This window comes from Gordonia effusa NBRC 100432 (genome assembly GCF_000241305.1).
GTDB classification, from domain to species: Bacteria; Actinomycetota; Actinomycetes; order Mycobacteriales; family Mycobacteriaceae; genus Gordonia; species Gordonia effusa.
In genome coordinates this window covers 1-9,467 of record NZ_BAEH01000007.1, presented here as the reverse complement: position 1 = coordinate 9,467, position 9,467 = coordinate 1, and the positions used below count along the sequence as shown (strand labels likewise).

The window sequence follows — 9,467 nt, the reverse complement described above, 5'->3', positions numbered from 1 at the left end:
GCAATAAGTTACGCAACGATTGCGCCAAGGTCAAATCCAGTGGCGCCGGCCGTAAACCGACAGAAAACCCCATTTCAGCGCCCTATCGGTCAGATCGTAAAGCGTGCGGGACCGCCCAAATGACTTCGATGGCATTTATGACCTGCGTTACACTTCGGCACGTTCGTACCGGTTTGCGCAGATCAGCCCCAATAGTCGCGTTACAGACATCTCCGGCTACCCATCCTTTAGGACAGTAAGTACGGCCGGTTGGGCAGTTCCGTTCATCGGCGCTTGCCTCATAGCGTCACTATATGGCCAGATACTCGCAGATCAGCGCCCAGTGTCGGACAACATCCGTCCCATCGCGTGGGGTGTTTCAATGGCGCCGAGCCTCCGGCGAACTGGTGATCACGCACGACCTCGATGTCACGGCAATCAGCGATGCGTCCATGATCGCCGGTCTCCTTACTCTCATCGACGACGGCGTGCTGGTCGGTCAGCGTGAATTCGAGGCCGCAGCTGTCGCCATCGTGGAATCGATTCCGCATGACGACCCGTGGGGCTGTTTCTATCGCAATACTCTGGACGAACTGGCGGATCAGACGTCGCCCTTCGCTCCCGTCCATCGGCGCGCGCGGGCCGAGATCGTCGGAGACAGCGTTCTGGAAGTCGGCTCCTGCTTCGGCTTCTTCGCACTGGGGTGTGCACGCGACGGTCTCGACGTGACCGCGTGCGACCTTTCACCTGGCGCGGTGTCGATGCTGTCAGCGGCGTCACGCGCGCTGGGTATTTCGGTGCGCGCCAGGGTCGGCGACGCGCGCGCCCTTCCTTTCGCCGACGACGCCGTCGACACCATCACCCTCATTCATCTGCTCGAACACCTCGACGACGCCGGCATCATCAGTGCCCTCACCGAAGCGTTACGCGTCGCACGACATCGGGTAGTGGTGGCGGTTCCCTTCGAAGCTGAGCCGAGCCCCCATTTCGGACACCTGCATTCACTCGGCGAAACTGACCTTCTGAACTGGGCCAGTTCGGTAACTCATGCTGGCGCACGCATCGATGTCAACCACGGCGGCTGGCTGATTCTCACTCCGCTGTCCACCGGCGCGAGCTTCCGTCAGATCAGTCCGCGCTTGCTCGCCGTGTAGACGGCGTCAGTCCGCTTGGACACTCCGAGCTTGCGAATGATGTTGCGGATGTGGAACTTCACGGTCGACTCCGAGATGAATAGGGTCTGCCCAATCCTCTTGTTGGAGAATCCCTCCGCAAGGAGTCGAATCACTTGCCGCTCGCGGTCGGTGAGACTCTGCGGTGTCGGCGCTTCCCCCGATACCGCACGAAGGACAACCGACGTGCTTCGCGGATCGAAGGCACTGCCACCCCTCGACACGGTCTCGATGGCACGGACCAGTTCGGTGGTATCGACATCTTTTACGACATACCCGCGAGCACCCGCCTTGACCGCGCGAACTACCAAGTCGTCATCGAGAAAGGTGGTCAACACCAGCGAGGACACCGCCGGCCATCGACGCGTTAACTCTGATATCAGCGTCAAACCTTCGTATTCGGTGCCAACCGCAAGCTTGAGGTCCACCACCACGACGTCCGGCGCCGTCCGTTGAACCTCTCGGTACGCGGTGGCAAGCGAATCAGCCTCACCAACTACTTCGATCGCGCCGTCGCGTTCCAGCAGCGAACGCAAGCCCTGTCGCAAAATCGCGTGATCATCGACGAGCATGGTGCGGACCGGCGGTTGTATCATCTTGGCGCCCTTCAGATCTGCGATGTCGGAATGTCGACGGCGATCCGGATGCCGCCAAGCCGAGAGCGGCGGATGCGGAAGGTGCCGGCGTGCTCGTTGACGCGGGATTCGATATTGGCCAGGCCGCGATGTCGCCCCGCGAGATCACCACACGATGCCGCTCGCATGACCCGACGCAAATGTGCCGGATCGCCGTCGCCATCATCATCGACGGCGAGCGCGATGTCGTTCTCACCGTAGGTCAGTACGACACGCGCGGTTCCTGCCCCGGCGTGTACGGCAGTGTTGAACAACGCCTCCCCCGCGATCCGCAGAATCGAGTGTTGCACCGCATCGGGAACATCCCGCACGCGTCCGACGACCCGAACATCGGTTCGCAGGTCGGCGGGCATATGCATCGAACAGAGCCCGTCAAGCACCTCACCCAACCCGGTATCACTGGCCGCGGGCGCCTGGTTGAGCGCGTAGATCACCGACCGCAACTGCTCGACGGCATCCTTGGTCAGCGTGCCTGCTAACCGAAGTCGTTGTGCGGCTTGCGAATCCGCGTCGGGATAGTCACCGCGCACCACCTCGATCTGCATGCCGGCCGACAGGACCGATTGGGTAACCGAATCGTGTAGTTCGCGAGCGATCCGTTCACGTTCCTCGGAGACGACGCGCTGGCGCATGGCCGCGGACAATTGCCGCTGAGTCAACTCCAGTTCGCGGTTGCGGGCAACGAGATCGGCGGCCTGTTCCGTCACCTGCTCGTACGCGGCTTCCGCGCGGGCCACCTGATGTCGACTCTCTTCGAGCAACGCGGCATTGAGGAGGGCTACAGCGGCCTGCCGCGCCAGGATCCGTAACACCACCAGATCGGCTGAGTCAACGATCTTGTCTGCCGGGGTCCAGGCGGCCAGGCCGCCGACCACCCGTTCATCCAGTTGGACTGGAACGTGTAGATGGTGTTCGGATACCAGCGGCTTACCCGGCTCGTGCATCTGATTGCGCAAGATGTCGTTGAGTCGGTTGAGCACCTCATCGGGCACATCTCGCGGTGGACTCGCGATCTCAACGCCCTCGAACGCGTGGACGGTGCCGTCGCCGGTCAGCATCAGGTGACGTGGTCCGGTGCGGCCAAGTTCGCCATCACCAAGCGCGAAGACCACCCATTCAGCGTCGAGATGCTCCTGCACGGCCCGAACCACTGAAACGACAAGGGTTTCCGGCCCCTCCGCGGTCTGTACCAACGCCCGCGAGATCCGGTCCATCGCGCCGATCACGCGGCCGAGCCGACGCTCAACGCCGCGGTATTGCGCGTAGTGCGATCCCTTCACCGAGTGCAGACCGACCAACGAATCCAGCATGGCGTCCCCCGCCCGATCTGCAACCGGCCCCGGACCGGCTTCGCTGCGCTGGTCCCCTTCGATCCGGCCTCTACGGGCGCGCCGAGTCATAGCGCGGCGCGGTACAGATTCTCCACCTGCACCAGGGTCGGTTGACGTGGATTGGTAGTCATGCAGGCGTCGGCGAGCGCGTGGCGGGCCAACAGTTCGACATCGTCGAGCCGAACTCCGAGCGAGACCAACGAGTCCGGCAAATTTACCCGTCGCGCCATCGCCGCGACCTCCGCGGCGAGCAGGTCAGCTGTTCCCCGACCCGTCGACGCAGGCGAAATCCCTATCGCCGCAGCAAGATCCAGATACGGATCGGCGTCGGTCTCGGCATTGAACCGGATCACATGTGGCAGCACGACCGCGTTGATCGCGCCATGCGGGGCGTCGCACAGCCCCCCGACCGGATGGCTCATCGCGTGTGCCGCACCCAGAATCGCGTTGGTGAATGCCATACCGGCCTCCATCGAGGCGAAGGCCATGTCATCGCCGGCCGTGACATTCGAAGGATCGTCCACGAGACGCTCCAACGCGGACCATACCGTCGAAATCGATTGCAGTGCATGACTATCGGTCAGTCTGTTGTGTGCGACCGAGGCGTATGCCTCGATGCAATGAGTGATCACATCCATTCCGCACTGCGCCGTCACCTGCGGTGTTACCGTCGCAAGCACTCGCGGATCGATCACTGACACGTCGGGCACGAGGCTGCGCCCGATAATCGTGACTTTGGTGCGCCGCTTCACGTCGGACACGATGCAGAACTGTGAGACATCCGCGCCGCTGCCGGCCGTCGTCGGCGCCGCGACCAATGGCGGCAGTGGACTCACCGCACGATCGATGCCCTCGTACTGCAGAATATGTCCGCCGTTCGCCGCGACGATGGCAACGCCTTTGGCGGCATCGATCACCGATCCGCCACCCAGCGCCGCGATCCCGTCGCATCCGCCATCGTGATAGCGCTCGTGAGCGGCCGAGATCTCCTGTGCGCGAGGGTTGGGCGACACGTCAAGATAGGAAACAGCTTGCAGCCCAGCCCGAGTGAGTTGATCGACCAGTTCGTCGTACCACGGCGTTTGTTCGATCGTCCGGTCGGACACGATCATCAGCCGCCGCATTCCCAATGCGGCCGCGGTGCGCGGAACCTCGGCCAGCGCTCCACGACCCACGATGATCTCGGGGGTGTGAAACTTGGCGATGGAGCTCGTCACATCCTCACCGTAACGCGTTCCCCAACTCATCGGCGCGGACTGCCAACTCCGCGCCATCACGTGCGCTAATCACTCCCGCGCACGTCTGCGCATACGCGCCGAGCGCGCACCCTCGCTGAGTCCAATAGCGCGAGGGTTCCGGCGTCACCCAAGCCACCCGATGAGCTCGGCCGCACATTTGCGAAAAGAGGTCAATGCGCGGGTCGAAGGCATTGCTGCGCGCGTCGCCCACCACGAGGATCGACGTGCGCTGAGTGATCAGATCGCCGAAGTCGCCGAGCACACCGGCCCACATCTGGCCGTAGTCGCTGGTCGCGGAGAGATCGAGGCCATCGGCCGAAAGGACCGCTGCCAAGGCGGTGTCCGCGGTCGCGGACCGGAGCGCAGCGGTCACTCGTACCGGCCGATCCACAAACGCGACGACCTCGCACCGACTGCCGAAACGATGCAGAGTCTGCGCGAGTCGCAGGATGAACCCCGTCACCGGACGCACCGACAGCGAGACATCGACCACCACCAGCAGTCGCACCGGCCCCGGATGTTCTCGCCTGCGCCACAACCGAACCGGCACACCATCGGTCGACACCGACGAACGCATCGTGGCCCGGATATCGAGCAGACCGCGATCAGCTCTGCGCACCACTCGGCGCGGCGCACCACGCATTCGCTGCACCAACCGGTGGCAGGCTCGGTCGATGTCCGCCTGATCGGTACTGACATCGGACGATGCATCATCGCTGGTAGCCGTGACACCCGCGGCATCCAGTCGCGCGGCCAGAGCATCGACGAACGCTCCGAGTGCACGTTCCAGGTCGGCACGTCGCACGTCATCGAGATCGTCGGCACCGTCGGTGCCGTATGCGGTCCGCGCGTCGTAGCGGTTAAGCGCGGCGAGAATCGTTGCGGCATCGGATAATCCGAGCTTCGCCCCCTGGACGCGAGTCGCCGCGCCGACTATCTCACCCACACTCGCCGAGTCTGCTTCGTCGACATCAACCGTGTATGTGACACCGCCGGAGACGGCCTCGGAATCCTGATCAACGTCAAGCTTCTCCACCCCAGCCGAGACACTGAAGTCGTTCTCCTCGCGATGCGCGCTTTCGCCGTGTCGCTCGCGCGCATCCGGATCGTCGGCCATCAGGTCACCGATCTCGTCGGTATGTTCGTCGGCACCGATCATTCGTGCCGCACCTTCGAAGTCGTCATTCCACTCGAGGTCGTCAGGTAGCGCGGCTGCTACACCCCGGGGGCGGGGCTTGTCCTCATCGTCGGCTGAGTAGGCGTGCAGAAAGTAGATGTCGAAGGCCTGGTCGAAGCCGTCGGATTCGTGCGTGTACTTCACCGAGACCGCTCGCAACCCGGACCGTAGCGAATCGATGTCGCGACCTCCGATAATCGCCATCACGCGACGGATCTCGATTACCTCCGCCGGCGAGACTCGAACCCCGAACGTCCGCAGGACTTGACCGAAATGCACCGCGAAGAGGTCGATAATACCAGGTCGGTCGTGAGCCAACACGGTCGTGCTCGCTCGCGCGGCTCCTGGCGACACACTCATTTCAGTGCGCGAGCGCTGCGCGCACGTCCGGCTCCGAAAGCACGCGCTGTCACCGATCCAGCGGGGGTGCTGCCATCGACGCCGATCGACTCGTCAGCGAGATTGTCCGAGGCGGCCATCGCGCGCTCCGCGATGTCGTGGTCGGAGCCGAATTTGATCATGAGACTCAACAACGCGCTGTCGAGTCCGTCCGTCGATCCAGCGGCCCGCAGATGAGACGCGGCCCGCGCAGCATCGATCACTTCCGCTATCGACGGCGATTTACGCAACGGGAGATCACGCAAGCGTCCGGCCAGCGCGACAACGTCGGCGATGACGGACTCCTCGACGTCGGGGGCACGCACCGCGACGATTTTGCGTTCACGTTCCGGCGACGGATACGCGACCTGGAAGTGCAGGCAACGACGCTTCAGCGCGGGCGATAATTCACGAGTGTCGTTGGAGGTCAAGATAACCCACGGAGATGATCGAGCCGTGAAGGTACCCCGTTCGGGAATCGTCACCTGCCGCTCGGCGAGAACTTCCAGCATCACCGCTTCCATCGCCTCGTCGGTTCGATCGATTTCGTCGACGAGAAGCAGCGTCGGAGTCGGGGACATAATTGCCGACAGGAGAGGACGCGGAACCAGGAAGTCTTCGGAATACACACCGACTTGAGTCCGGGCTAGCGCCACAGATGCCTCGGAAAGCGTTGCATGCGTGGCCAATTCGCTGCTGATACGGTCGCGCAACATCTGTACGTGCAAGAGCTGGCGCGCATAGTCCCACTCGTAGAGGGCTCGCGATTCGTCCAATCCCTCGTAACATTGCAGACGAATGAGGTCGCGGCCCGATGCGGCGGCAAGGGCCTTGGCTAATTCGGTCTTCCCGACGCCCGCCGGCCCCTCGAGTAGCAGCGGCCGGTCAAGGAGAGTCGCGAGATGAACCACAACGGCGAGGTCGTCGTCGATCAAATATCCCTGTGCCGACAAGGCCTTGGACACATCATCGACGGCATCGAAGGTGGTACGGGTCATCGGATGAGCTCCTGACGAGAATAGTTGGTAGAGAACGGAGTTGGGTTGCGAGGTCTCGATACACCCGACTCGGCTAGCGCCTCGCCGGGCACTCGACCAGCGGGAGGCGCTCGCCGGCGCCAGGCCGGGCACTCGACCAGCGGGAGGCGCTCGCCGGCTCTGGCCGGGCACTCGACCAGCGGTAAGCGTTCGCCGGCGCCTCGCCGGGCACTCGACCAACGGGAGGCGCTCGCCAACGCCAGGCCGGGCACTCGACCAGCGAGGCGCCCGGCCTGCGGAACGACCGACCTAATAGCTTCCGGTGAATGCGTGGGTCACCATCGGAATCAACGACTCGACCGTCGACTCACGCGGATTGCCCGGCGTGCACCAGTCGTCCATCATGTGTTCCGCGATCGCCTGAATCTGCTTGTCCGACGTGTCCATCTTGTCGCCGCGACCCTCGTACTTACCGGTGTTCATCCGATTCTTCTCGTAGCTGTTCACACTCAGCTGACCGAAGTTGTCGGGTATCCCCAGATCCTTCGACAATCGGATCGCCTCTTCGACGGCGGCGTCGGCGGCTTGCACCTTCGTCATCTTCGAGGTGTCGACTCCGAGTAGAGCCGCGATGTCGGCGTACCGCTCGAATCGCGACGGCAGGTTGTATTCCCACACACGAGGCAATGCGATCGCGTTGTTCAGGCCGTGGTGGCTGTCGTAAAACGCGCTGACCGCATGAGACAGCGAGTGTACTAGGCCAAGTCCGCCCGAGTTAAACGCTTGTGCCGCAATATATTGCGCGTGCATCATTCCCGAGCGAGCTTCAAGATTCTTCGGATCGTATACGGCAGTGCGCAAGTGATCACGGATCAGCTCGATCGAGTACTTCGCATTGCCCAATGAAGGCGCGAAATCCAATCGCGAGACATACGGTTCACTCGCATGCGCGAGGACGTCGAATCCGCAGAATGCGGTGAAGTGCTCGGGGCACGTGTAGTACAACAGTGGGTCGTCCATCGCGAGGTCGACCAGGCAGGTGTCGTCGAAGGCCACCCACTTGTGCGGGTTATTCATATCGGAAGTGTCGGTGATGACATAGGCCCACGATGTTTCTGATCCCGTGCCCGCCGTCGTGGATACCGCGATGTGCTTGGGGTTCTCCTTGTTGGTGGCTTTGGAGAAGCCTTCGAACTCGTTGATATTGCGCCCGTCGTGGGCAATGACCATCCGTGCGCCCTTGGCCGCGTCATGACTCGATCCGCCGCCGACCGAGATGATGCCGTCACATTTCTCCGACTGATAGAGCGCCGCGGCGTCCATACAGTTGTAGTCCTTGGGGTTGGACTCCACTTGATCGAAGAGCACAACATCGACACCCTGGTATTCAATTTTGCCGATAAGTTCTTCGATGATTCCCGAGCCGCGTAGGCCGGTCGTCATCAGCAGGGCACGGGTCATACCGAGGTCTTTGGCTTCGACACCGAGCATGTCGTGGGCGCCGACACCCAGCTTCGCCTTCGGGAAGGGGTGGAATTCTTTGATTGGGAAATCCCAGATCTGATTCAGCTCAATTGCCATTGGGGGTCACTCCTCGTGCCGTGTTGTTTCGGTCACATTCCAGAGTGTTTGCTGAGGTGACGCCGGTACAAGAGTCCCCAGCCCGGCGTCGCGAAGATACAGCCGACGGGTTAGCCGGGTACCTATCCCTTCGATCAGTGTCGGTGTCCCGGCCGTCGGGTGGTCATTCGAGGCGAATCAGTCGACAACTCGCTCGATGGTCCCGCCGAGCGAACGCAGATTCTCCACGAAATTCGGATAGCCGCGGTCGATATGTTCGACGTCGTGCACCTCGGTAACGCCATCGGCGACCAGTCCGGCCAAGACCAGGCCCGCGCCCGCTCGAATATCGGATGACCAGACGGGCGCACTCGATAGTTGCTCTATGCCGCGGATAACCGCGTGGTGGCCGTCGGTGCGGGCATCGGCCCCCAGGCGAACCATCTCTTCGACGAACCGGAAGCGAGCCTCGAAAACATTCTCGGTGACCACCGACATGCCTTCGGAAATCGCCGCCAACCCGATGGCCATCGGCTGCAAGTCTGTCGGGAAACCGGGAAACGGCAGCGTCGAGACATTCACCGCAACCGGCCGTTGCGCCTGACGGACCCGGAAACCGTCATCAAACCGGTCGACCTGCGCTCCGGCATCGACCAGCTTGTTAAGTACGAGCGACAGGTGCTTGGGATTGACCCCGCGGACGGTGACATCACCGCACGTCATCGCAGCCGCGATCCCCCAGGTCGCGCCGACGATACGATCGCCGACCACGCGGTGGGTGGTTGGCGACAGTCGATTCACGCCGGTGATGGTCAGCGTCGATGTACCCGCGCCGTCGATGATCGCGCCCATCTGCTGCAGCATCTCGCATAGATCGACGATCTCCGGCTCGCGAGCGGCGTTGTCGATGGTGGTGACACCTTCGGCGAGTACCGCGGCCATCAAGATGTTCTCGGTGGCGCCGACGGACGGGAATTCCAACGCAACCGGCGCCCCGATGAGCGAATCGGCCTGTGCCAC

General features: G+C 62.6%; 8 protein-coding genes. 1 reads left to right on the top strand and 7 read right to left on the bottom strand.

All coding sequences use genetic code 11. From position 1 onward, the window contains the following. Positions 1–293 precede the first annotated feature (293 nt). Positions 294–1,133 (top strand): mycofactocin oligosaccharide methyltransferase MftM, encoded by an 840-nt coding sequence (gene mftM / locus GOEFS_RS00670; protein ID WP_138917826.1) that lies wholly within the window; start codon positions 294–296, stop codon positions 1,131–1,133. On the opposite strand, the gene GOEFS_RS00665 is transcribed toward mftM, so the two are convergent. The 7 genes from GOEFS_RS00665 to GOEFS_RS00635 form a co-directional block, all read right to left on the bottom strand. Further along, positions 1,103–1,747 (bottom strand): MadR family response regulator transcription factor, encoded by a 645-nt coding sequence (locus GOEFS_RS00665; RefSeq protein ID WP_007315928.1) that lies wholly within the window; start codon positions 1,745–1,747, stop codon positions 1,103–1,105. The genes mftM and GOEFS_RS00665 overlap by 31 nt on opposite strands. Before the next feature lie 11 nt (positions 1,748–1,758). Next, complete coding sequence (locus tag GOEFS_RS00660; RefSeq protein ID WP_007315927.1) at positions 1,759–3,096, bottom strand: MadS family sensor histidine kinase; 1,338 nt, start codon at positions 3,094–3,096, stop codon at positions 1,759–1,761. Between the two features lie 86 nt (positions 3,097–3,182). After that, complete coding sequence (locus tag GOEFS_RS00655) at positions 3,183–4,364, bottom strand: iron-containing alcohol dehydrogenase (protein WP_007315926.1); 1,182 nt, start codon at positions 4,362–4,364, stop codon at positions 3,183–3,185. Then, positions 4,339–5,892, bottom strand: coding sequence for a MadC family VWA domain-containing protein (madC, locus tag GOEFS_RS00650; protein WP_083837194.1), 1,554 nt, complete (start codon positions 5,890–5,892; stop codon positions 4,339–4,341). The genes GOEFS_RS00655 and madC overlap by 26 nt, the downstream gene beginning before the upstream one ends. Then, positions 5,889–6,908 (bottom strand): MadB family AAA-type ATPase, encoded by a 1,020-nt coding sequence (locus GOEFS_RS00645; RefSeq protein ID WP_007315924.1) that lies wholly within the window; start codon positions 6,906–6,908, stop codon positions 5,889–5,891. Before GOEFS_RS00645 ends, madC begins: the two co-directional genes overlap by 4 nt. Before the next feature lie 288 nt (positions 6,909–7,196). After that, the gene (mdo, locus tag GOEFS_RS00640; protein ID WP_007315923.1) at positions 7,197–8,468 is read right to left on the bottom strand and encodes an NDMA-dependent methanol dehydrogenase; all 1,272 of its coding nucleotides are present in this window, start codon (positions 8,466–8,468) and stop codon (positions 7,197–7,199) included. 177 nt (positions 8,469–8,645) lie between these two features. Continuing rightward, on the bottom strand, positions 8,646–9,467 hold an 822-nt coding region (locus GOEFS_RS00635), incomplete at its 5' end, for a UDP-N-acetylglucosamine 1-carboxyvinyltransferase (RefSeq protein WP_040524170.1).

Coding starts and splice junctions, on each gene's coding strand:
- mftM (WP_138917826.1), top strand. CDS start 294: ATGGCCAGATACTCGCAGATCAGCGCCCAGTGTCGGACAACATCCGTC.
- GOEFS_RS00665 (WP_007315928.1), bottom strand. CDS start 1,747: ATGATACAACCGCCGGTCCGCACCATGCTCGTCGATGATCACGCGATT.
- GOEFS_RS00660 (WP_007315927.1), bottom strand. CDS start 3,096: ATGCTGGATTCGTTGGTCGGTCTGCACTCGGTGAAGGGATCGCACTAC.
- GOEFS_RS00655 (WP_007315926.1), bottom strand. CDS start 4,364: ATGAGTTGGGGAACGCGTTACGGTGAGGATGTGACGAGCTCCATCGCC.
- madC (WP_083837194.1), bottom strand. CDS start 5,892: ATGAGTGTGTCGCCAGGAGCCGCGCGAGCGAGCACGACCGTGTTGGCT.
- GOEFS_RS00645 (WP_007315924.1), bottom strand. CDS start 6,908: ATGACCCGTACCACCTTCGATGCCGTCGATGATGTGTCCAAGGCCTTG.
- mdo (WP_007315923.1), bottom strand. CDS start 8,468: ATGGCAATTGAGCTGAATCAGATCTGGGATTTCCCAATCAAAGAATTC.